The sequence below is a fragment of the Acidobacteriota bacterium genome, from assembly GCA_021161905.1.
Lineage (GTDB): Bacteria > Acidobacteriota > B3-B38 > Guanabaribacteriales > JAGGZT01 > JAGGZT01.
Genome location: JAGGZT010000012.1, coordinates 1 through 22,669 on the forward strand (window position 1 = coordinate 1; position 22,669 = coordinate 22,669).

Consider the following 22,669-nt stretch of genomic DNA (forward strand, 5'->3'; position numbering starts at 1 on the left):
CCACTCCTCACGGAACGCCTTCACCAACCCCCGGGCTGAGTGGAACTGCTCTTGAGAGGCAACCCCGGATCCAGAGGCGAAATATCCGTCTATCTCCCCTTGGGCGAGGATGATCTTCGCCGCTCGATAGACCTTGGAAGCAGGAGGATTGCCCGAGGTATCGCAGAAGTTCGCCAGTTTGAACCCCTCCTTTAGCACCGCATCCATCGACATCATCGACCCACCACCGCCAGCGCCATGGAAACCGATATAGCCCTCACCCTTCTTGAACCCCTCCGCCAATTGGATGAAGTAGAAGGTCCCTCGATAATCCCCTTCCTCCACCTTGTAGGCAATCCGCTCGAGCTCGGTAGCAGGACGACTGAACTCACGGGCGATATCGATGCCAAGCTCGGGATGACGGAAGACCGCGTAATCATCGATGGTGAGACGGCAATCAGCGGCAATGAGCCTACCATCCTTGGTGAGCACCAATGGATTTATCTCTGCAGATCGCGCCTCGTACTTCCTCGCCACCCGGTAAAGGGACGAAAGGAGCTTTCCCAATTTGAGAAGAAGGGATCCTGAGATACCGGTTCTCCTCACCAACTCCCTCGCTCGATACTCGGGGAAACCACCGCTTACCACTATCTCCTCCTTTGCTACCTTGTCTGGAAAACGACGAGCGATCTCCTCTATCCCCGTACCGCCAACCGAGCTGAAGAGGATCACCGGTTTCCTCGCGGTATCATCAATGATAACACTTACGAAAAACTCGCGCTCGATCGCGAGCTTCTCCTCAACAAGAACCCCCTCCGGCATCACCCCTTTGAACTTCTTCTTTAATATCTCCTCCGCTTTATCTCCCGCCTCCTTTCCATCCTTGGCGAAAAGTATCCCCCCTAACGAAGCGCGTCCGGTGGTCCAGACCTGAGCCTTTATCGCCACCTCGCAGGCTAAGTCCTCGGCTATCTTCCTCGCTTCCCTTTGGTTCCTGGCAAGTGCTCCCCGAGGGATATCTATCCCCTCCTTCTTGAGTATCTCTTTACCTTGGTATTCATAAAGCCGTGCCAAGCTTCACCTCCCCTTTCACTAAATAAAACCCCCCTTTCCCCTTAATGGTAACTGGAAAAGGGGGGTATGTCAATCAAGCCCCAAATGGCTTGCTGTTAGGGTTTACTCCTTAACGGTGATATTCAAATCGCTAAGAAGGGTACCGGTCACTTTCTTCAGATTGAAAAGGGCGATATTGTAATCGACGATCGCCTTTATCTCCTGACTCTGGGCAGAAGCGAGATCCTCCTGAAGCCTTAGTACCTCGAAGTTGGTGGACGCACCAACAGCGAACTTTTCCTCCTCTGCTTTAAGCTGTTTCTCCGCAAGCTCCCTCGCCTTACGCGATGCCTCTACCTGCTTCAAGCTGGAGATCACCCTGCGCACCGCATCCCTCACCTCAAGGATCACCTGCTGCTCCAAATTGCGCAACCTCTCCCGCTCCTGCTCCAACTCGATCTCAGCCTGGGCATAAGCTGCCTCGGCAGATCGATTCTCAAGCGGTAGGTTCAGACTGAAGTTCACATTAAAGGTGCGGAAGTTTCCTGTAAAGATATCCCTTAGCGCTCCTCCTAAACCGCCCTCTTGATAACCTATGATCTCGTATTCCCTAGTAAAGGGATTGCCGATGATTATGGGCTTTCTACCATTAAGCCCGTTCAGGCTCGCCGTGAACTGAAGGTTGAGTTCCGGTTTTAACTGGTTTCGTCTGTAATAAACCGTTTCCTCCTTTATCTTTACATTAAGCCTTTCCTGAATGAGGTCGGGACGATTCTTGAGCGCTTGCTTGATGCACTCCTCGAGATCCGGCACCTCTTTTTCTGAGCTCGGTTCCGTTATCGGGATGATCTCAACCTCCCAAGATGAAGGAGAAAGTTCCCCCTTCATCGCCCGGAGGAGTTGATCCTTAGCGGATTGGACTGCACTCTCCGCAGATATAATGTCCACCTCTCGCTGAGCCACCGCTGCTTCAGCCTGGGTTATCTCAATCGGAGGAAGGCTTCCCACTGCTACCTTGGTCTTGGTCATCTCAAGCTGATCCTTAGCCAACTTAAGAGAGCCTTTCTTCACCTCAAGATCCCTCATTTGGAAAACGAGGTTGAAGTAGAGCTCCTGAACCTGAGCAAGGGTGGAGATCACCTTATTCTTAAATTGGGCAAGGCTGAGTTCCCTATTCTTCCTCGCTATTATGAGGTTATACTTGGCGATCCGAGAACCGAAGTTCTTTAAAAGGGGTTGGGTTAACTGGAAGCTCAAATTGGCTGTATGGTATGGATTATAAAGGGAAAACGGGCTGTTAGAGGAGGAACGGTTATCATCAAAGCTTATCTGGAAGTTCCCACCTGAGAAGGCGAGGTTTTTCTTTATTCCTGCATTAAAGGAGTAGCGTTGGCTTATATTGACCTTCAGGTTGCTGAAGTAATTGAACGGCTCGGTACGGCTACTGTTATAGCCAGTGGTAGCGAAGGTCACGAAGTCAAAGGACCCTTCCGCTGCAGTGACTCCTTCCTTGGCGGCACGGGTGCTATACCTTTCAATCTTTATGTCAAGATTGTTCCTAAGCGCCTCCTTCAACGCATCCTCAAGGGAAAGCTTAATCACCTTGTTTCCTTTAGCTCCTCCTCCTGCCAAACCGGGAAGAGCTAATAAAAGAGAAAAGACACAAACCAGGCTAAGCACAAAACCTCTCTTCTTCATTCCTTTCACCTTTTCCCTCCTATTCTTTTACGAAAAATCGATGATTCCACTGCTCCATTATCCTAAAATCAAAGAATGAAAAACAACCCTCTTATACTAATACGCCATTTCTCGCTCTTTTGTTTAATCAATCTCAAAATAACCCCTCAAAAATCAATTTTATTGATTTCAGCTCAACTTATGCTATTATATCTGTATATTCACTAAGGAGGGAGGAGAAAAAGTTGATCAATAGGAACGAACTGCTCGATATATTCAAGAGATATAATGCCCTTCTTGAAGGCCATTTTCTTCTGAGTTCTGGTCTTCATAGCCCACAATACCTCCAGTGCGCTTTAGTGCTCCAATACCCTGATGTAGCGGAGAGGCTGGGAAAGGAACTCGCCTCACTCTTCCCCGATATAACTATAGACGGGGTGATCTCTCCAGCACTTGGTGGGATCGTAATAGGACAGGAGGTGGGAAGGGCTCTTGGTGTTCGAGCGTTCTTCGCGGAACGGTTGGAAGGAAAGATGACCCTCCGCCGTGGCTTCAGCATTGAAAAGGGGGAACATCTTCTGATAATTGAGGATGTGATCACCACCGGAACCTCGACCCGGGAGGTAATGAGCCTCGTCCGGAATCGGGGCGGAGAAGTGGTGGGAGTGGGAGCAATAATCAACCGAGGGAACGAGGAGATCGAGCCAGGACTTAAGAGCCGTTTCCTCCTGAAAATGGAGATACCTACCTATCCCCCCTCCGAATGCCCTCTCTGCAAGGAGGGTAAAACACCTTTAGTAAAACCGGGAAGCAAGGGAATTAGATAAATTTTAGGAGGAGAAAATGAAGGAAAAACTGCTCACCGCTTTGGTGATATTGGGGATAGGAGCGGTTGCTCTCTCCGCAGTGCTCTTTATCGTGAGAAGCGTTAGTGCCTCACCAGTGGACAAGATATTCCCCCGCGATACCATCTTCTATCTTTCGGTATCCGATCTCTCATTTGCCCGGGAGAACATAAAGACGACCAGATTGTGGAGCGCCCTCAACTCCTCGGAGACAAAGGACAAATTCCTATCCCTGAAGAAGAAGTTCTTCGCCGAAGCGGAGAAAAACCTCGGCTTTGATTTGAATGAGTTGGTCGATTTAATGGAGAGACGGGTCTCCTTAGGAATAGTCGCTTTACCGAAGAAGGGGAAAGAACCGGAGCTCCTTTTCGCTGCCGATATAAGAAAGACGAAATCGAAGATGAAGGAGCTGTTTGCAAAGAAGATAGAGCCAGCGCTGGCGAAGAAAGGGATGAAAATAACCGAGGTGGAGTACAAGGGTTATCCCTATCGCCTGGTAAAAAAGGAGGATAAGGTAAGGTCCGTCTATGGATTTATCGACTCTGCTTTTGCCTTAGCCAACTCTGAAGATGCGATGAGACGGGCGATAATGGTGAAGAAGGGCGACCTCCCCTCCCTGAAGGAGAACAACATCCTAAAAGCGATGAAATCCCGGCTCTCCTATAAGCGTGGGGTATTTGCCTACATCGACCTGAGGAGTTTGATAGCAAAGGTTAAGGAAAAGGCAGAAGCCAATAATCCCAAAATCCAAGAAGAGGCGAATCGGATATTCGCCATCATTGGGCTTAAGGGAGTAACCGCAGCTGCCTTCTGCTCCACCATAGAGAGAGAAGGGTTCTATGACCGCTTTTTCCTCTCTCTCGACCCTAAGACCAAGGGAATCCTTGGGGTAATGATGGATCAGAAGCCTCGAGAACCTAAAGGGATAAAGCTCATCCCCCAGGATGTGGACAGTATGGGGATTGCCCTCTTCGATGATCCTGATAAACTCTGGAGCAAAGTAAAAGAGGTGCTGAAGAAAAACCTGAGCGAGGAGGAATACGCCAAATTCGAGGAGAAGATCGCCACCTTCGAGAAGGGGTTCCGGATTAACTTAGAAAAGGATGTGCTGGCACCACTCGGAAACGAAATCGGCTGGGCGTCTCTCGCTCCGCAGGAGATATTTATCCCAAAGGGGAAGCCACCGATCGCTATGCTCTCAAAAACTCCGGTCCTCTTCTACTTCGAAGCGAAAGATAAAGAGAAGATAGACAAACTAATCGATCAGCTCACTGCCCTCATCGCGCTCGGCTCAAAGACCTCCCCCACCACCGAAGAATATTTGGGATACACTATAAACTGCTTTAAAAACCCTGAGCTCAACCTCTCCCCTGCCATTTCCACTGTGGATGACTTTTATTTGATAGCGAGCGATGCGGAACTTATCAAAAGGGCGATAAAAAGCTACAAGGACAGAGGTAGAATAGAAGGGAGTTCTGACTTCAAACTGGTCACTAAGGGGTTCCCCAGCAAGGTGAATCAGCTTTCCTACTCCAACATCCCACCGGTCCTCAAAAAGATGGCGGAAATGGTCAAAAAAGAGGAGATAAAAAAGGAGGAGTTGAAAGAAATCCTTGAGATTTTGCCGCTGATCGCGGATAGGCTCTTTGGTGCCGCTTACTACACCAAGTTGGAGAAAGGAGGCGTATACGGTGAGGGGTTCTCATCCACCGGTTTCTTCCTTGGGATCGCCTATTTACCGATGATTGAAAAGCAGATATCCCTCGTTAAACCGCCTATCCCGGTACCAGAAAAACCTTAATCGCGTTCGAACCTCTTAAGGAGCGTCTTATAGTCAATGCGGAAGATGACGGGTCTTCCATGAGGACAGGTAAGGGGATATTCACCACTGAGAAGGGATGAGAGGAGTTCCTCCATCTCCTTTCGGGAAAGGGCATCACCTGCCCGTATTGCGGAATGGCAGGCTACCGTCTTCAAAAGGTGGGAAAGCAATTCCTCGGGGGAAGGGAGAGAACGCCCTTCCCCCATTCTCTCTATTATCTCGTCAAACGCTGAATCCACCTCCGAAGAAGGGAGAAGAGCAGGTACCTCCTTTATTATGAAGGACCGCCCTCCAAACGGCTCGATCAAAAAACCGATCTTGAGGAGCAACGGCAGATAACGAGAAAGAAGCGCCCCCTGAGCAGGAGAAAGCTCCACCACCTTGGGGTGAAGTAGCACCTGCCTCGTCACTCCCTTCCCCTCAAGCTCCTTGCTGATACGGGTATAGAGGATCCGTTCATGGGCAGCGTGTTGATCGACGATTACAATATCATCGCCCATACTGGCTATAATGTAAGAGTTTTTATGCTGGCCTATAATTCGGAAACCACCCTCATCTTCCCTCTCTTCTTCCACTCTCTTTCGCTCTTTAACCTCCCCCATAGATTGAGAAAAACCAAGAGGAAGAGAAGGAGGGGCATCTTCCCTAACCGGGGAAGGCGGGGGAACAGGGAATTCACCTTCTTCCTTTTTCTCCTGAGAAGCCACCATCTCCTTTTCAGAATCTTCTGATAAACCGACCGGCTCACTCCCAACAAGCGCTTCCCTCAGCCCTTCTTTGATGAGCTCGGAGACAAAATAAGAATTGCGAAACCTGACCTCTGCCTTGGTCGGATGCACATTAACATCCACCTCTTCCGGAGGAAGCTCGAGGAAAAGAAAGGAGATGGGATACCTCCCTTTGGGAAGAAAGGTATCGTAGGCGGAAATTACCGCCCGAAGGATCACCCTATCCTTGACTGAACGGCGGTTAACAAAGGGGCGAATGTCCCGGGAAGAAGAGCGGTAAACACCGGGACGGGAGGTGAAACCCCACACCCGGAAGCCGTTCCGCTCCCTGTCAAAGGTAAGCAAGGAATCCGCCACCTCTCCCCCAAAAAGGTATTGGATGCGAAGCGATACATCCTCCACCTTGGGAGCAAAAATTAGTTCCCTTCCCTCATTATGAAGAGAAAAGGATATCTCGGGATAGGAAAGAGCGTAATTGGTCACCACCTCAAGGATATAGGCAAGCTCCCGCTCGTCACCTCTCAGGAACTTCCTTCTCGCCGGAGTATTAAAGAAAAGGGAGGCTACCTCGACCGATGTCCCCCGGGTCATAGGAACCTCCGAGACCTTTTTCACCACCCCTCCTATCAAATAGACCTCTACTCCCGCTACCGCCTCTTCAGTCTTGGAGCGGATGCGGAGACGGGAGACCGAAGCGATGCTGGGAAGTGCCTCCCCCCGAAATCCGAGACTGACGATCCTCATAAGATCCGTCACATCCTTTATCTTTGAGGTGGCATGCCGTTCGAAGGCGAGGAGGAGATCGTCGTGATTCATCCCCTCACCGTCATCCTCCACCCTGATGAGCTTCTTCCCCGCTTTTTCGAGGAAAATCCTTATATTTCTCGCCCCAGCATCGATGGCATTTTCAACGAGCTCCTTAACCACCGATGAAGGGCGCTCCACTACCTCACCCGCTGCTATCTTGTTCGCCACCTCTTCCGGAAGGATACGAATACGGCTCATTCTGCCCCTCAAAAATAAAGGGGGAAGAAATCCTCCTTCCCCCTATGAAATTACCCAATTCTAACCAAGATCATCCCTTCTTCTTTTCCCGTATCACCACCTGGGCTGCTGCCAATCGAGCGATGGGTACCCGGTAAGGGGAACAACTTACATAGTCGAGCCCACATTTATGGAAGAACTCGATCGATTTCGGATCTCCCCCATGCTCTCCACAGATGCCTACCTTGAGGTCCGGCCTTGTGGAACGACCAAGCTTGACCCCCATCTCGACCAGCTTCCCCACCCCCTCGACATCGAGCGACTGGAATGGGTCATCGGGCAGGATGCCAAGCTCCACATAACGGGGGAGGAAGGTGCCCGCATCATCACGGCTCAAGCCAAAGCCCATCTGGGTAAGATCGTTCGTACCGAAGGAGAAGAACTCCGCCTCCTTGGCTATCTCATCGGCAGTGAGCGATGCCCGGGGCACCTCGATCATCGTGCCTACCTTATACTCGCAACGGACGCCCGCCTTCTCAAACACTTCTTCTGCCTTCCTCTCGACCATCTCCTTTAAGATGGAGAACTCCTTGACATGCCCGACTAAGGGGATCATCACCTCGGGTATTGCCTTTATCCCTTGCTTTATCGCCTCTACCGCTGCCTCGAATATCGCTTCGACCTGCATCTCGTATATCTCGGGATGAGAGATACCGAGACGGCATCCCCGATGCCCCAGCATCGGGTTGAACTCCTTGAGTGAATTCACCGTTTGCTTCAGCTTCACCGCCGGCACCCCCATCTGGGAGGCTAACTTCTCTATCTCCTCATCATCGCTGGGGAGGAACTCGTGAAGCGGTGGGTCGAGCAACCTGATGGTAACCGGTAATCCATCCATCACCCTGAATATCTCGAGGAAATCGCTCCTCTGCATAGGTCTAATCTTGTTTATCGCCCGGCGCCTCTCCTCCGGGGTCTTGGCAAGGATCATCTCCCGCACCGCCAATATCCTATCCTCGCCGAAGAACATATGCTCGGTACGGCAGAGACCTATCCCCTCGGCGCCGAAATCGCGGGCGACCTTGGAGTCGGCTGGGGTATCCGCATTGGTACGGACGCCGAGACGGCGCACCTCGTCCGCCCAGCTCAGGAACTCAGAGAACTCTGTCCCGAGCTCCGGCAGGATCAAGGGAACCTCACCAAGGATGACCTCACCGGTATTACCGTTTATGGTGATATAATCCCCCTCCTTTATGGTGAGGGAGTTCACCTCCATCACCTTCTTTTCTTCATCAATGGCGAGAGCACCACAACCAGCGACACAGGGCTTACCCATCCCCCGGGCTACCACCGCTGCGTGAGAGGTCATCCCTCCTCTTGCAGTGAGGATGCCTTCAGCAGCGGAGATGCCGGCGATGTCCTCGGGCGAGGTCTCTGGTCTCACCAGGATGACCCGCTCCCCGGATTTCACCCACTCCTCAGCCTCCTCAGGGATAAAGACAACCCTTCCCACTGCTGCTCCCGGTGAGGCGGGTAGTCCCTTGGCGATCACCTCGTACTTCTTGCTTGGATCGATCATCGGATGGAGGAGCTGATCCACCTGACTCGTAGAAACGCGCATCAGAGCGGTTTCCTTATCGATAAGTCCCTCCTTCACCATATCCACCGCTATCCTTACTGCTGCCTGCGCCGTTCTCTTCCCTGTTCTCGTCTGGAGGAGGTAGAGCGTTCCGTCCTCGATGGTGAATTCGATGTCCTGCATATCCCGGTAATGGCGCTCGAGCTTCTTATAAACCTCAACCAACTCCTGGTAGACCTTGGGCATCATCTCCTCGAGCGAAGGAAGAGGGCTTTCTCCCTTCTGCTCCTTATTGATGGGATAAGGGGTTCTGATGCCCGCTACCACATCCTCTCCCTGAGCATTGGGGAGGAACTCCCCGAAGAACTTCGGCTCCCCAGTGCTCGGGTCTCGGGTAAAGGCGACACCGGTTGCTGAGCGGTCGTTTAAGTTCCCGAATACCATCGCCTGGACATTGACCGCTGTGCCCAAGTCATCCGGGATATTGTTGAGCTCACGGTACTTGATCGCCCTGGGGTTGTTCCAGGACTCGAATACCGCCTTGATCGCCCGGGTTAGCTGTTCCACCGGATCTTGGGGGAAATCCTCCCCCTTCTCCCGCCGGTATATCTCCTTATAACGCTCGATGACCTCCTTAAGGTCGGAAGCGGCGAGTTCGGTATCGAGTTTCACCCCCTTCTTTTTCTTTACCTCATTGAGCGCCTCCTCAAAGAGGGAATGTTTTACCTTGGAAACCACATCGCCAAACATCTCGATGAGCCGGCGGTAGCTATCGAGGGGGAACCTCTCGTCACCGAATTTCCTGAGCATCCCCTTTACCGTTTCATCATTAAGACCAATGTTGAGCACCGTATCCATCATCCCGGGCATCGAGATCGGGGCTCCACTTCTCACCGAGACGAGAAGTGGATTCCCCGGATCGCCAAAGGAAGCTCCCTTTGTCTTCTCCAGCCTCTTCAGGTTCTCCTCCACCTCGTCCATCAACCCCTCAGGGAAGTTGCCACCTTTCTGATATTCGATACAGGCCTCGGTGGTAATGGTAAAACCAGGAGGAACCGGTATCCCCAGGTTGGTCATCTCGGCTAAGTTTGCCCCCTTTCCTCCGAGGAGGTTCTTCATCTCTGCTGATCCCTCAGCCTTACCTCCGCCGAAGAAGTAGACATATTTTTTTCTCGCCATTATCGATTCCCTCCACCTGATAATGTCGGGGAAGCGAGCTCAGAGAGGAATAAAAGCGATTTTGGCTCTTTCCCCAGGTTCATCCGTATGAGATAGATGGTTATCCTCCGGAGCTCCGCTATCTTTTCTCCGGGTATATTAAGCTCTTTAAATTCTGATAAGGCCTTGGTAAAAAAGAGCCTAAGAAGAAGAAAACCATCACGAGAAAGCCGGGGAAGGCTCAGTTCCTCCCCGGAAAGGCAATTTTTACAGATCAATCCCTCCCTTCCAAAGTACGCCTCCCTTTTTTCATCGAAAAGGAGAAGGTTACATCTGGCACATCTCCTCCTTATCTCAGGCATAAACCCAGTTAATTTAAGGAGCCAGAACTCAAAATAGCGAGCCACCACGAGGGGGGGTATCCCCCCCTCCACCCCCTGAAGGATGGCAAGAAGTAGCCGGAAGAGAGGTTCGTTCTCATCATGCTCCACAGTGAAGAGGTCGGTGAGCTCCGCAATGTAGGAAAAAAGCCATAAAAGAAGAGGGTTATGCTCCAGCTTCAGGCTCGGCTTGATCAGTTTTACCTCTTCCACCCTGGCGAGCTCCCTCCGTTCGGAAAAGCGAAGCCTAATATAGGAGAAGGGCTCAAGGCTCGAGCCATATCTCGAGTTTATCAGGAAGGCGTCCCTTACCACCCCTTTTATCTTCCCGAAATCCCGGGTGAAGAAGAGGACGATCTTATCCCTCTCTCCCAAGTGGTAATAACGAAGAACGATAGCCTCGCTTTCCTCGACCATCACCCCTATCCCTTTAGAAAACATCTTATAACATATGCTCCCTTCTCCTACAACCATTATACCTCTTTTCCCATAAGTAAGCGAAGTCGCTCGAAAACCCGCTTAATATGGGTCCCTCGCCAATATATCCGGTCGCAGGTAGGACAATAGGCAAACCTCTGTTGTGTCCGGTACACATAGGGGGGAACCCTTCCCGCTACCTCCTTCTTCTCCACCAAAGTGATCGGGGTGTTGCAGACGAGACAGCGAGAGAAGACCCGCTCCGGCGAAAGGTTGAGCTTAAACCGGGAGACGATCTCCTTAAGTTGCTCCTCAGGCTCCCCTGAGTGGACGAGAACGATGGTAGCTGAATTCCTCCGTTCCCCTATCCTCGTGTCTCGGGTGAGGAGGACCCTTCCCTCCTTCTCCGCCATCCTGAGGAGATCGACATCCGATATCTTGGAGAAATAGAGGGTATCATAACCCAGAATGCGAAGCCACTTGGCAAGTTTCCCCAACATACAATCGAGAATGAATCTTGGCTCTACTCCCTCAGCTGGGAAAACCACGGTGAAGCCCCTCCTTTCTCGCCCACTCTACCGCCTCCCTATATTCATCCCGGGTTATCCTCCGGGCAATCCTTTTATCGCTTCCCGCAAGGTAGCAAGGGTGGTACTGATCCATTATGTTCACATAGCTGTCCTTCGATATCTCCCTTGCGATGAAACGAACGATCTCCTCGGTACCAGCAAGTCGGTTGGGAAGCACCAGGTGTCGGATGAGAAGGCCCCTTCTTGCGATCCCCTCATCATCAATTACGAGATCTCCCACCTGTTTATGCATCTCCTTGACCACCTCTCTCACCACCTTAGGGTATTCAGGGGCATTGGAAAGCTCTTCTGCCACCTTGGGATCGGCGTATTTGATATCGGGCATATAGATATCCACCACCCCGGAAAGGAGCTTGATCAGGGAAAGGGATTCATAGCCTCCACAGTTATAGACGATGGGGACCTTAAGTCCCTCTTCTACCGCTATCACCAACGACTTCAGGATCTGAGGGACCTGATGAGTGGGAGTGACCAGATTTATATTGTGGCATCCCCTCCTCGCGAGGGAGAGCATTACCTCAGCAAGCCTCTCCGGGGTTATCTCGTATCCTACCCGGAGCTGGCTTATGTCATAATTCTGGCAATAAATACAGTGGAGATTACAGCCGGTGAAGAATATCGTCCCCGAACCGTGCCTTCCTACCAAGGGTGGTTCCTCTCCGAAGTGAGGACCAAAGCTCGAGATATAGGTGCCAGCAGAAAGACCACAAGATCCCTTCTCCCCTTTCAGCCGATTCACCCTGCACTTACGAGGACAAAGACAACAAGAGGAGAGAAGTTCCCACGCCTCCTCCGCTTTCTTTTTAAGTTCGGAAAGGGAAATTTCCATCTCTCAACAGGTCAGATGAAAGGCACCCACCACCTGTTTTTTCTCCGAAAGCTGGTTGAAAAGGAGAACCGCTTCGCTGGTGGGACGAGCGATAAGCTCAATCCCTCGCTCCTCAAGATAGCGGGGGAGCTCAGGGGATATCTTCATCACCCCATAGCAGCCGGTACCCACCACCAGAACGCGAGGGGAAACGGTAAGCACTTCTTTCAGATCGACGGGTTTCAATAAATGCCCCTCCTCCCGCCACCAGCCAGCATCCACCCGATCGGGGTAAACTATGAGGTCCGAGGTATACTCCTTCCCTTCGATCACCATTCTCCCAAAGGAATAGGCTTCTATCTTCAAGGCTTTTCTCCAATTAGCTCGAGGAATTCCTCTTCGGAGATGGTTTTTACGCCAAGTTTTTTCGCCTTATCGTATTTCGAACCCGGGTTTTCCCCAACCACCACAAAGTCGGTCTTCCTGCTAACGGAGGAGGAGGCTCTGCCGCCGAGTTCCTCCACCTTCCGTTCCGCCTCATCCCGGGTGAAATGCTTCAACGCCCCGGTGAAGACAACCGTCTTCCCGGAAAGGGGGCTTTCTACCGCCACCTCCTCCTTTCTCTCTTCCTCCATCCTCACCCCCGCCTTTCTCAACCGCTCGATAACCTCGATATTCCTCCTCTCGGAGAAGAAATCGACGATGCTCTCCGCAACCTTGGGACCGATCTCGGGTATCTCAAGGAGCTCCTCATAACTTGCCTCCCTCAACCGATCTATGCTCTTGAACCTCTTGGCAAGAACCCGGGCTAAATGCTCCCCCACATGGCGGATACCGAGGGCGTAGATAACCCGGTCGAGGCTCCTATCCTTGCTCGCCTCTATCGCATTTATCAGGTTCTCCGCTGACTTGTCCCCCATTCTCTCGAGAGCGGAGACCTCGTCTTTCCTAAGATAGTAAAGATCGGCAACGCTCTTCACCAACCCCTTATCCACCAATTGCTCCACCAACTTCTCTCCCAATCCGTCGATATCCATAGCCAGCTTGGAGGCAAAATGCTCAATACCACCTTTGAGCTTGGCGGGACAGGAGATATTGATACAGCGATGTATCGCCTCATCGGGGAGGCGAACCACTTTGCCACCGCATACCGGGCAACGCTCAGGAAACTTAAACTCCCGCTCCCTACCCGTCCTCTTCTCCTTTACCACCATTACCACCTCAGGTATAACATCCCCTGCCCGCTGGACCACTACCGTATCCCCGATGCGAACATCCTTTCTCTTTATCTCATCCTCGTTGTGCAAGGTGGCACGGCTCACCGTCACCCCGGAGATGGGAACCGGTTCCAAAATCGCCACCGGGGTTATCGCACCCGTCCTCCCCACATTGGCAACGATATCTATCACCTTGGTCGTCATCTGACGAGGAGCAAACTTATAGGCGACCGCCCATCTCGGGCTACGGGAGATAGTGCCCAGTCGTTCCTGAAGCCCAAAGTCGTTTACCTTTATCACCACCCCATCGATGTCATAGGTTAGCTTCTCCCTCTCTTCCTCCATCTTCCTGTGGAACTCTATAGCCTCGTTGATGTTCTTGCACAGTCGCGAATAGGGCTGGGTCTTTAGCCCCCACTTGGGGAGAGTGGTGAGTAGCTCCCACTGGCTTTTAAATTCTCTCCCTACCACCTCGCCCACTGCGTAAAAGAAGGCATCGAGAGGACGAGAAGCAGTGATCCTGGGATCGAGCTGACGAAGGGAACCTGCGGCAGCGTTCCGGGGGTTGGCGAATGGCGCCTCCCCTTCCTCCTCCCTCCTTCTGTTCAGCTCCCGGAAATCGTCGAGATGCATAATCACCTCACCGCGGACAGCGATCCTCTCCGGGATCGGCTCTTCATCTTCCATAAGGATCAATGGTATCGATTTTATCGTTTTTATATTCTGGGTAACATCCTCTCCCACGAAACCATCACCCCGAGTGGAACCGACGACGAGTCTTCCTTTCTCGTAGATCACCTCGATAGCCAAGCCATCGAGCTTCGGCTCGGCAACATACTCTATATCCTCGCTCGTCCCGAGCATCCTCTTTATCCTTTGATCGAATTCGACAACCTCCTCTTCGGTGAAGGCGTTAGAAAGACTGAGCATAGGGATGGTGTGGGGGACGGTACCGAACTTCTCCACTGGCTCCGCTCCTACCCGCTGAGTGGGAGAATTCGGATCATAAAGCTCGGGGTACTTCCTCTCAAGCTCCTCTAACTCGCGAAGAAGCCTGTCATACTCCGCATCCGATATTACCGGTTGGTTGAGAACATAGTAGCGGTAATTATGGTAATGTATCTCCTTACGAAGTTCCTCCACCCTTTTTCTAATCTCATCCGGCACCATTTTCCCTCACCCTACTTTTAATAGGTAAATTTTCTCCTCTCCTAAGTGCTTCTGATTATAACAGATACTCCCCTCTTCTTCAATGGGGGGTGGATCTATCCCCTTAGTGAGCAAGATAATCTCGGGCAAGCCTGAGTAACTTCCTCCTCATCTGCTCAAACGATCTCTCAGGAACCCTGGGATGGATCCGGTTGGTGAGGAATACTACTATAAAGCGATTGCTCTGGTCGATGAACAGAGATGTTCCGGTAAACCCCGTGTGATAGGCGGAAAGAGGGCTGAGGATGGAGAAAGGAAGATCATCCTCTCCCCTCGTCAATCGAAAACCAAGGGAGCGCGCCTCGTTCAACTCCGGGGTAAGATCGGTGAAGAATAGATCTCGCTCCCAAGGGGAAAGAAGCTTCCCCCAACCAAGGAATTCCCTCGCTATCAAAAAGACCTCATAGGCAGTGGAAAAGAGACCGGCGTTTCCTGCTACCCCGCCGAGGAAACGGGCATTTCCGTCGTGCACCTCACCCCAAACAAGCTCGTTGGGAAAGGGAAAAACGCTATCGTCGCTTAAGAACTTGCTCGATTTCTCCCGCTCGTAGGTTCTGCCAATCTCGGTTGCTGCTATCTCCTCCCTTATCACTCGAGGGGGGGGAAAGAAGGTGCGTTTTAAGGAAAGGGGGTGGAATATAAGTTCTGAGGCAAGCTGGGAAAGGGAAGAACCACTCGCCTTTTCGATTATAAATCCCAAGAGGATGTAGCCGAGGCAGGAATATATCACCTTTTCTCCCGGAGGCGAGGAAAGGGGATGGCTCCTTATTACAGAAACCGCCTCCTCTCGGCTAGGGGCAAGCAAGTACAAGGGAAGCCAAGGGGCGAAGCCTCCAGTATGAGTGAGCAGTTGCTGTAAGGTAATCTTCCCCTTCTCCCCCCCTCCAAATTGAGGCAAAAAACGGGAAATGGTCTCATCAAGGGAGAAAAAACCCCTCCTCATAAGGAGAACGAATAACAACGAGGTGATCAACGGCTTGGTGAGCGAGGCGAGATCAAAGATGGTATCTTCCACCACAGGTAGACTACGAGGAGAGGAGACCCTCTCTCCATACGCCCACATCCGGTAGCTTGCAGGACCATCGGCTATGAGAACCACCCCGCCAGGAAACTCACCGGAAGAGACAGCCTCTTTAAGAAAGGAAGGTATATCCAAAGCCTTAAGGGGGGAAGACATCAAAGGATACTGAGCCCCTCAACTATCCTGAAAGCAACTGCAAGGGAATCCCTTGCATCCTTACCAGTAACCTCAGGGAGGTCTTTTTTCTTAACTACCTCGACGAAGGAAGCAAGTTCCTTCTTCAGTGGTTCCTCTCGCTTTACCTTCAGCCGTTTCTTAACTCGCTTAGGGCTTCCATTTCCTTTGGGACGGCTGATCATCTCCACCTCTACCTCTTGGGCGATGTAATCAAGGGTGATAACCGCATCCCGCTCGAATATCCTCACCTTCCTCAGTTTGGAGGTGCTCACCCTACTCGCCATAAATTCACCAATACAGCCAGACTCAAAGGTAACCCGAGCATTCGCCACATCCACCCTCCCGGTTATCACTGAAGCCCCCCGAGCATTTACCGAGACAACCGGGGATCTCGCCATCATCAAGGCTATATCGATATCGTGGATCATCAGATCGAGAACAACATCGATATCAAGACTTCTCGGGACGAAACGCCCTATCCGCTCCGCCTCGATAACCAATGGAGAGCGGATAAACTTCATTGCTGCTTCGACCGCTGGATTATACCGCTCAACATAACCGACTTGGAGAACCACTCCATTTCTATCCGCAAGCTCTATCAACTCATCCGCCTCCTCCAGATTCCTCGTCATTGGCTTCTCAAGAAGGACATCTATTCCCCGCTCGATGAACTGCCTGGCAACCGAGTAGTGATCTTCGGTGGGTACGGCTATAGTGACTGCGTCTATCTTCTTATTAAAAAGATCGGCACAATGGGTGTAGAAGGGAACCCGGTATTTCTTTCCTATGTACTCTGCCCTGTTCGGATCCTTATCCACCACCCCAACCAATTTTACCCCAGAGATCTCCTTCAGCACCCGGACATGGTGCTCACCAAAATTACCAACTCCAACAACTCCTATCTTCAGCTTTGCCAATTTCCTCCCCCTATACCTCACCAAGAGAAATAATGGAAAGCTCTACCTCGTCTGCCAAAGAAACCACCTTTTCCTGATCGAGTATTATTGTACCTCCCGCTTCAACTGCCAAGACAGAGGCCTTTACCTTTATCAGGGTTTCTATCGTATCCTCCCCCACTACAGGTATATCAAACCTGAAGTCCTGCTCTGGCTTGCTCACTTTGACTACCACTCCGGAGGCTCCCGCGAGCTTACCTCCTCGGATAATCATCTGATCCGTACCCTCAAGTGCTTCAATCGCCACCACCACTCCCTTTTTCACCATCACCGTTTGACCTACATCAAGGCGAGCGATCTCCTTAGCCAATTTGAACCCGAGTTCCACATCCGCCATCTCCCTCGGGGTAGGGAACCTTTTAGTAAGTACTCCCCGCGGGGCGAGATAAGAACGAACGAAGGGGAGATACTCAACAATCCTTATCCCTTTTTGTTCGATGAGATCAAGAATACCTTTCAAAAGGGTGTCTGCCCTCCGATCCTCAAGGGTCTCAATAAAAGAGGAAAGTTTAGGATCGAACGAGGCGGTGTTGAACACCTCCTCGTGGGCAACCCTGCCCACTATTACCGCCTCTTTCACCCTTTCCTTTTTAAAAAAGGAGATAACCTTACTTAACTCCCCCACCCCTACCTCGATGACAGATCGAGAAAGAGCGACAAGTTCCTCCCTCTCGTCTTTGGTGATTAAAGCGGTGAAAAGTTCTCGCCCCCTTTTCACCGCCTCCTTGGCTACTACAAGGGGTAGCTTCCCTCCCCCAGCAATAATGCCCAACCTTTCCATTGCTTATTTGATAACCCCTCGTTTGGAAGTCTTTATAAACTTAACGAGGTACGAGACCTCCTCGCAACCGGTTATCGTCCTCTCTATTTCCGCTATCGCCTGGGAGGTATTCAAATTTGAGTTAAGAAGGAGACGAAATGCCTTCCTCAATTTTTCGATCACCTGAGGAGGGAAATTCCTTCTTTTAAGACCAATATAGTTTATCCCATAAGCCTTTGCTCGGTTTCCCACCGTCTTGGAAAAGGGAAGCACATCTTTGGTAATAACAGAATACCCCCCAATAAAACTATACTTACCTACCCGGCAGAATTGATGAACGCCAGAAAAAGCCCCTACTACCGCATAATCCTCCACTAACACATGGCCCGCCAATGTCCCAGCATTCCCGAATATAATTCCATTACCCACTACACAGTCATGGGCAATATGGGAATAAGCCATAAAGTAGTTATCACTGCCAATAACCGTCTCCCCCCTACCACAGGCGGTCCCCGCATTCACTGTGGTGAACTCACGAAAGACATTCCTTGCCCCGATCCGGACATAGGTCTTCTCCCCCTTATACTTCAGATCTTGAGCTGGGGTTCCTATAGAACAAAAAGGGTAGATATGACAATCCTCCCCTATCTCGGTATAACCCACTATGTGGACATTGGCCTCAATGACCGTCCCCCTTCCTATCTTTACATTATCACCAATTATCGAGTAGGGACCTATCTTCACCCCCTCATCAATCTCTGCCTTAGGACTTATGACAGCTGTAGGATGAAACTTCACCTTCCTCCTCCTTGTGAAAAGAACAAAAGTCTTACTCATCAGTAAGAGCGGTGAGGATAATCGCTTCCGCTACCAACTTATCCCCAACATACGCCTTCCCCTGCATCTTGCAGGTCCGCTCCCGAAGGCGTAATACCTCAACTTCAAACCGGAGCTGGTCCCCCGGCACCACCGGCTTACGGAATTTCGCCTTATCGATCCCCATAAAGTAAACGATCTTATTGCTGAGATTGGGGATCGACCGGAGCAGGAGCACCCCTCCCACCTGAGCCATCGCCTCGACGATAAGCACCCCTGGCATAACGGGCCTCCCTGGAAAATGGCCAGTGAAGAAGGCTTCGTTCACGGTTACATTTTTTATCCCCACTATCCGCTTGTTCTCCTCGAGTTCGAGAATCCTATCGACAAGCAGAAAGGGATACCGATGGGGAAGGATATTCATCACCTCCCGGACATCGAGGATAGGCTCCTCTCTCCGTTTGCTCTCCTCCATCACTCATCCTCCTTACTTTTTCTTCGGGGGATAACCCTTATTCTCATAAGCGATCCTCTCCAATCTCTTCAGCCGTTGGAACAACTCAGGCAGACGGCTGAAAAGAGCGGTAGCCCTTAGCCACTCCCTGTGATCCCGCGCCGGAAAACCGGCAATAGAGGAACCCGGAGGGATATCCTTGGTGACCACTCCCCTTCCCGCTATCTGCACTCCATCACCCACCTCCACATGATCCACCGTGGCTGATTGGCCCGCAAAAAGGACATCCTTCCCGATCCGAGAGCTGCCTGAGATCCCCACCTGCCCCACCAAAATGGAATTTTCCCCAATTACCACATTATGAGCCACCTGAACCAGATTGTCTATCTTCACTCCCCTCCCGATCCTCGTTTCTCCAAGAGTGGCTCGATCAATACAGGAATTAGCGCCTATCTCCACATCGTCCTCAATCACCACCCGTCCCACCTGAGGGATTTTGACATTCTTCCCTCCTTCCTTCACATAACCAAAACCATCCGCTCCGATCACCGCCCCGGAATGGATTATCACCCTCGCCCCTATCTTGGTACCGGGATAAATAGAGACCAAGGGATAAATCACCGAATCATCCCCGATCTCCACATCATCACCCACGATCACCCCAGGATGAAGGACTACCCGGTCACCCAACCAAGAATTCCTACCCACATAGACGAAAGGATAAATGCTCACCCCCTCTCCTATAGATACGCCTTCATCAAGATGGGCAAGAGGGCTTATCTCCCTTCGCTCGGCTTTCTTAGGGTATAAGAAATTGAGGATCTTAGCCAAAGCAAGATGTGGGTTATCAACCCTTATGAGGTTCCTCCCCCTGAGGGAAGACCCCCTCCTGATGATAAAAGCCCCTGCCTTCGACCGCTCTGCTTCAGGGAGATATCTCTCGTTGGCGATAAAGGAAAGAGAACCCTCTCCTGCTTCCGCTAACGGTTTCACCTCATAGATAATGTAACTTTTATCTCCGGAAACTTCCCCCCCTACCAGCCGAGCGAGTTCTTCAAGGGTTACCCTACGCTTTTCCTCCCCCTCACTCACTTCCTCGCCCTGGTGTTATTATTTTTTCTTCGGTGTCGGCTTCACCTTCCTCTGCTGGCTCAGCTTATTGAACCGAACAATCACCTTATCGGTAATATCAATCTTTGGATCGACATAAAGCATTCCCGGAGAAGCCTCAAGGATGAGACTGTAACCTTCCTCCTTCGCTAGCTGATTTATTATAGGCATAATCCTACTTCCGAACTTGGCAAACTGCTCCTGAGAATAAGCATTTAATTCTGCCTGAGCGTCCTCTTTAAACCGGTTAAGATCCCGGATTTTCTGCTCCAGCTCCCTCTGCTTCCTCAAACGGGCTTCCTCACTCAGTGAACCCGCCTGCCGCTGTAAGAGCTGTTGCTCTTTAAGGATTGCGTTCTGACGCGCCTGGATCTCCGCCTCTTTTTCCTGTTTTTTCTTCTTAAGCTTAGCCAGGAATGCCTTTCCCTCTATCGATTCTCTAACCACTCGATTGGTATTCAGAACGCCGATCTTAGCTCCAGATGTCGGCTTCTGGTTAACCGCTACCAAAGGAAGAGCCAGAATAAACGCAAGCAGAAAGTAAATCTCCTTTCTCTTCATCCTTCACACTCCCATCTCTTGTTGAAGTATCGCCCAAAAACTAAACCTTTAGAACATCGTCCCCACACCGAAGGTAAAGATAGAACGGGGTTCGTTACCGATGGGGGACAGGTTAATAGCCCAGATAAACCTCAACGGCACCTGTAAAAATGGCACAAACACTCGAAACTCCGCTCCCGTAGTTCGACGGAGATTAGTAAGAGAGTAAGGCTCATCGTTGTTGAAAGCGTTTCCCGCATCGAAGAATAGAGCAAGGCGAGTCTCTGGGGTAAGGATGAAGACATATTCAGCGTTGAAAAGGAGCATCTTATTCCCGCCGATGTAATACCCATATTCGTCCCTCGGGCTTACCGAACGGAGCCTGAGGCCTCGTATGGTATACTCCCCACCGAGGAAATAACGCTCAAAGATGAGAAGGGATTGCCCACCCCACGCCTTGGCATACCCTACTTGGGTGCGGAATGAAAACACCTGGCGCGGGAAAAGGTGAAAATGCTTCACATATTCCCCAAAGAACCTTGCAAATTTCCGCTCCCCCTGAAGTGGCCCTCCAGCAAGCTCCACCGACACGGTAAGACGATTCCCATGGGTGGGAAAGATGGGATGATCTACCGTATTCCAGATGATGGAGGGAGTAATACTACTGGTGACCGTTTTCCCCTCGGGAAAGAGGGTAGGGATCATAAAGAAGTTGATGTAATAGGGGTTAGTTGGATCGGGATTCTTTATATCGATTATCTCGTAGCGATAGGTCAAAAAACCGCTGGTGAACCGATTGAAGGGCCAGCTGAAGCGAAAGTTCACCCCTACACTATTCTGATAGAAATCGATGAAGCTTATCCTCCGTTTGAAAGCAGAAATACCCAAACCAAGATGGCGGTCGAAGACCCAGGGATCATAGTAGGAGAGATTAAAATAGGTGGCTCGCTTGCCCACCTGTCCCCCAACACCAAGGGTAATCCCCTTACCGAAAAGGTTCCTCGTCTGGAAAGAGAAATTCCCAAAAACCCCCTCGAACTCAGAATAACCACCTCCAAAGAGAATGGAGTTCCTTCCCATCTCGTGCAACTTTATCTTTAGGTCGACCGTCTTCTTCTCCTTGTTCACCTCCCAAGATGGCTCCACAATATCGAAATAACCAAGCTGTTTGATCAGATCTAAGCTCAACTTCAACCTCCGCTGACTGAACACCATCCCCTCCTGGAGCATCAACTGTCTCCTTATCACCTTATCATGGGTAATCGTGTTCCCTTCAAACTCTATTCTATTTACATAATAAACCCCGTTCTCCTGAACCTCGATGTTGAGGTTGATCAGCTTCTTCTCCTCGTCGAAATTATAACGGGGGAGGATGTTTATCATAATATAACCCCGATTACCATATAACTCTTGAAGATCCTTAAGCCCATCCCAGAGTTTCTTATTATTGAACACCTCTCCCTTCTTAAGTTGAAGTATTAAGGTGATCAACTTCGTCGGCAGAAGCTTGTTTCCAGAGACCTTAACCTCCCCTACTCGATATTGATCTCCTTCCTCCACAGGAATAGTAATGAAGAGTCGTCTCTTCCCTTTTCCCACCTCCTTTATCTCCAACTTGGGGGTGTCTATCTTGAACGCCATATAACCATGACTCCAGTACAACTGCCTCAACCGGTTCAGATCGTCCTGAAACTTCTCCTCCTTATATACATCGTGAGAGGAAAGGAAAGAAAAGAACCAGTGCTCCCTGGTATCCTTCATCGTTCGCTTGAGCTCCCAGTCAGAGAAAACCTTGTTGCCCACAAACTCTATCTTCCCGATCCTCAGCTTATCCCCCTCATCCACATCGAAAAGAAGCCGAACAGTAGAGCTGGATACCGGTTCTACCTTATACTTCACCTGGGCGAACTTCCTCCCCTTCTCCCCAAGGAGCCCCTTTATCACATTCATCACCCGATAAACAGTGGGGATGTCGAGATAGTTCCCCGGCTTTAAACTTATGTTTTCTTTCTCCAACTTATCCTCTATATCCGATTGGGAAACGGACTTGAGCCCTTTATATTGAACATTCACTATCTCCTTTTTCTCCTTAACCTCGAATATGACGATCTTACCCTTAGGACTGTCTTGAGAGAGAACACGAATATCATCAAAGAAACCGGTTCTCCAGAGGACCTCAAAATCTCGCGCTAAACGCTCCTCGTCGTAAGGACCGCCAACCCTCGAGGAGATGTAATAGAATATGGTCTCAGTGGATATCCGATGGTTTCCTACTATCTTTATCTCGGCTATTTTTGTCCCCTCACTTCCCAGCAATAGAGGAGCAAAGAAGAAAAGTAAGAAAAGAAATACACCAAAAGAAGGTCTCTTTTTCATCGGCTTACAATCA

19 protein-coding genes are annotated in these 22,669 nt (G+C 50.7%); 2 read left to right on the forward strand and 17 right to left on the reverse strand.

Annotation, left to right across the window (positions count from 1 at the left end; all coding sequences use genetic code 11):
- Together J7L64_01995 and J7L64_02000 are read right to left on the reverse strand one after the other, a co-directional pair.
- Nucleotides 1-1,053: acetate--CoA ligase family protein (locus tag J7L64_01995; protein MCD6451124.1), on the reverse strand; the 1,053-nt coding region annotated here is incomplete at its 3' end.
- A 102-nt stretch (nt 1,054-1,155) separates the two neighbouring features.
- On the reverse strand, nt 1,156-2,730 hold the full coding sequence (locus J7L64_02000) for a TolC family protein (GenBank protein MCD6451125.1): 1,575 nt from the start codon (nt 2,728-2,730) through the stop codon (nt 1,156-1,158).
- 227 nt (nt 2,731-2,957) lie between these two features.
- Here J7L64_02000 and pyrE point away from each other — a divergent pair, with 227 nt between their 5' ends.
- Together pyrE and J7L64_02010 are read left to right on the forward strand one after the other, a co-directional pair.
- A complete protein-coding gene (gene pyrE / locus J7L64_02005) occupies nt 2,958-3,536 on the forward strand; it encodes an orotate phosphoribosyltransferase (protein MCD6451126.1) in 579 nt (192 codons plus the stop codon).
- Nucleotides 3,537-3,552: 16 nt separating this feature from the next.
- Nucleotides 3,553-5,355, forward strand: a complete 1,803-nt coding sequence (locus J7L64_02010) for a DUF3352 domain-containing protein (protein ID MCD6451127.1) — start codon at nt 3,553-3,555, stop codon at nt 5,353-5,355.
- Here the strand turns inward: J7L64_02010 and mutL are convergent.
- From mutL to bamA, 15 genes are all read right to left on the reverse strand, one after another.
- On the reverse strand, nt 5,352-7,109 hold the full coding sequence (mutL, locus tag J7L64_02015; GenBank protein ID MCD6451128.1) for a DNA mismatch repair endonuclease MutL: 1,758 nt from the start codon (nt 7,107-7,109) through the stop codon (nt 5,352-5,354). The genes J7L64_02010 and mutL overlap by 4 nt on opposite strands.
- A gap of 70 nt (nt 7,110-7,179) precedes the next feature.
- Nucleotides 7,180-9,846, reverse strand: coding sequence for a pyruvate, phosphate dikinase (locus J7L64_02020; GenBank protein MCD6451129.1), 2,667 nt, complete (start codon nt 9,844-9,846; stop codon nt 7,180-7,182).
- Nucleotides 9,846-10,679: a DNA repair protein RecO gene (gene recO / locus J7L64_02025; protein ID MCD6451130.1), complete on the reverse strand. Its 834-nt coding sequence runs from the start codon at nt 10,677-10,679 to the stop codon at nt 9,846-9,848. Before recO ends, J7L64_02020 begins: the two co-directional genes overlap by 1 nt.
- The gene (locus tag J7L64_02030) at nt 10,679-11,170 is read right to left on the reverse strand and encodes a Mut7-C RNAse domain-containing protein (protein ID MCD6451131.1); all 492 of its coding nucleotides are present in this window, start codon (nt 11,168-11,170) and stop codon (nt 10,679-10,681) included. Before J7L64_02030 ends, recO begins: the two co-directional genes overlap by 1 nt.
- A complete protein-coding gene (locus tag J7L64_02035; protein MCD6451132.1) occupies nt 11,154-12,041 on the reverse strand; it encodes a radical SAM protein in 888 nt (295 codons plus the stop codon). The genes J7L64_02030 and J7L64_02035 overlap by 17 nt, the downstream gene beginning before the upstream one ends.
- A gap of 3 nt (nt 12,042-12,044) precedes the next feature.
- Entirely contained in the window at nt 12,045-12,356 is a 312-nt protein-coding gene (locus J7L64_02040) for a hypothetical protein (protein ID MCD6451133.1), read from the reverse strand.
- A 26-nt stretch (nt 12,357-12,382) separates the two neighbouring features.
- Nucleotides 12,383-14,407 carry an NAD-dependent DNA ligase LigA gene (ligA, locus tag J7L64_02045; GenBank protein MCD6451134.1) on the reverse strand — a complete coding sequence of 675 codons (2,025 nt, stop codon included), beginning with the start codon at nt 14,405-14,407 and terminating at the stop codon, nt 12,383-12,385.
- A 103-nt stretch (nt 14,408-14,510) separates the two neighbouring features.
- A complete protein-coding gene (locus tag J7L64_02050) occupies nt 14,511-15,623 on the reverse strand; it encodes a beta-lactamase family protein (protein MCD6451135.1) in 1,113 nt (370 codons plus the stop codon).
- Nucleotides 15,623-16,561: a Gfo/Idh/MocA family oxidoreductase gene (locus tag J7L64_02055; protein MCD6451136.1), complete on the reverse strand. Its 939-nt coding sequence runs from the start codon at nt 16,559-16,561 to the stop codon at nt 15,623-15,625. Before J7L64_02055 ends, J7L64_02050 begins: the two co-directional genes overlap by 1 nt.
- Before the next feature lie 10 nt (nt 16,562-16,571).
- On the reverse strand, nt 16,572-17,381 hold the full coding sequence (lpxI, locus tag J7L64_02060; GenBank protein ID MCD6451137.1) for a UDP-2,3-diacylglucosamine diphosphatase LpxI: 810 nt from the start codon (nt 17,379-17,381) through the stop codon (nt 16,572-16,574).
- A gap of 3 nt (nt 17,382-17,384) precedes the next feature.
- On the reverse strand, nt 17,385-18,197 hold the full coding sequence (lpxA, locus tag J7L64_02065; protein MCD6451138.1) for an acyl-ACP--UDP-N-acetylglucosamine O-acyltransferase: 813 nt from the start codon (nt 18,195-18,197) through the stop codon (nt 17,385-17,387).
- Nucleotides 18,190-18,651, reverse strand: a complete 462-nt coding sequence (gene fabZ, locus J7L64_02070; protein MCD6451139.1) for a 3-hydroxyacyl-ACP dehydratase FabZ — start codon at nt 18,649-18,651, stop codon at nt 18,190-18,192. The genes lpxA and fabZ overlap by 8 nt, the downstream gene beginning before the upstream one ends.
- Nucleotides 18,652-18,663: 12 nt before the next feature.
- Nucleotides 18,664-19,722: a UDP-3-O-(3-hydroxymyristoyl)glucosamine N-acyltransferase gene (lpxD, locus tag J7L64_02075; protein MCD6451140.1), complete on the reverse strand. Its 1,059-nt coding sequence runs from the start codon at nt 19,720-19,722 to the stop codon at nt 18,664-18,666.
- A gap of 18 nt (nt 19,723-19,740) precedes the next feature.
- Entirely contained in the window at nt 19,741-20,301 is a 561-nt protein-coding gene (locus J7L64_02080; GenBank protein MCD6451141.1) for an OmpH family outer membrane protein, read from the reverse strand.
- A 48-nt stretch (nt 20,302-20,349) separates the two neighbouring features.
- Nucleotides 20,350-22,656, reverse strand: a complete 2,307-nt coding sequence (gene bamA, locus J7L64_02085) for an outer membrane protein assembly factor BamA (protein ID MCD6451142.1) — start codon at nt 22,654-22,656, stop codon at nt 20,350-20,352.
- Between the last annotated feature and the right edge of the window lie 13 nt (nt 22,657-22,669).

Coding starts and splice junctions, on each gene's coding strand:
- bamA (MCD6451142.1), bottom strand. CDS start 22,656: ATGAAAAAGAGACCTTCTTTTGGTGTATTTCTTTTCTTACTTTTCTTC.
- lpxI (MCD6451137.1), bottom strand. CDS start 17,381: ATGGAAAGGTTGGGCATTATTGCTGGGGGAGGGAAGCTACCCCTTGTA.
- J7L64_02035 (MCD6451132.1), bottom strand. CDS start 12,041: ATGGAAATTTCCCTTTCCGAACTTAAAAAGAAAGCGGAGGAGGCGTGG.
- J7L64_02050 (MCD6451135.1), bottom strand. CDS start 15,623: ATGTCTTCCCCCCTTAAGGCTTTGGATATACCTTCCTTTCTTAAAGAG.
- J7L64_02020 (MCD6451129.1), bottom strand. CDS start 9,846: ATGGCGAGAAAAAAATATGTCTACTTCTTCGGCGGAGGTAAGGCTGAG.
- lpxA (MCD6451138.1), bottom strand. CDS start 18,197: ATGAGTAAGACTTTTGTTCTTTTCACAAGGAGGAGGAAGGTGAAGTTT.
- J7L64_02040 (MCD6451133.1), bottom strand. CDS start 12,356: ATGGTGATCGAAGGGAAGGAGTATACCTCGGACCTCATAGTTTACCCC.
- ligA (MCD6451134.1), bottom strand. CDS start 14,407: ATGGTGCCGGATGAGATTAGAAAAAGGGTGGAGGAACTTCGTAAGGAG.
- fabZ (MCD6451139.1), bottom strand. CDS start 18,651: ATGGAGGAGAGCAAACGGAGAGAGGAGCCTATCCTCGATGTCCGGGAG.
- J7L64_02010 (MCD6451127.1), top strand. CDS start 3,553: ATGAAGGAAAAACTGCTCACCGCTTTGGTGATATTGGGGATAGGAGCG.
- J7L64_02080 (MCD6451141.1), bottom strand. CDS start 20,301: ATGAAGAGAAAGGAGATTTACTTTCTGCTTGCGTTTATTCTGGCTCTT.
- recO (MCD6451130.1), bottom strand. CDS start 10,679: ATGGTTGTAGGAGAAGGGAGCATATGTTATAAGATGTTTTCTAAAGGG.
- J7L64_02000 (MCD6451125.1), bottom strand. CDS start 2,730: ATGAAGAAGAGAGGTTTTGTGCTTAGCCTGGTTTGTGTCTTTTCTCTT.
- mutL (MCD6451128.1), bottom strand. CDS start 7,109: ATGAGCCGTATTCGTATCCTTCCGGAAGAGGTGGCGAACAAGATAGCA.